The organism is Shewanella nanhaiensis (assembly GCF_019457885.1).
Lineage (GTDB): Bacteria > Pseudomonadota > Gammaproteobacteria > Enterobacterales > Shewanellaceae > Shewanella > Shewanella nanhaiensis.
Genome location: NZ_JAHZST010000093.1, coordinates 1 through 255, shown reverse-complemented (window position 1 = coordinate 255; position 255 = coordinate 1). Strand labels below are relative to the sequence as shown.

The window sequence follows — 255 nt, the reverse complement described above, 5'->3', positions numbered from 1 at the left end:
AATCATTATAAAAAGTGGTATCCCCAAGGGGATTCGAACCCCTGTTACCGCCGTGAAAGGGCGGTGTCCTAGGCCTCTAGACGATGGGGACCCGGACTGCATTAGACTCTGCAAAGAGTGAATACTCATTAAACCCTGTAGGCTAAGGTTTAACGCTTGAATAACCAGACCGAAATCCAATCATTATAAAAAGTGGTATCCCCAAGGGGATTCGAACCCCTGTTACCGCCGTGAAAGGGCGGTGTCCTAGGCCTC

General features: G+C 49.4%; 1 tRNA gene. It reads right to left on the bottom strand.

What is annotated here, in order from left to right:
- Nucleotides 1-15: 15 nt before the first annotated feature.
- A tRNA-Glu gene (locus K0625_RS24475) sits at nucleotides 16-91 on the bottom strand.
- Between the last annotated feature and the right edge of the window lie 164 nt (nucleotides 92-255).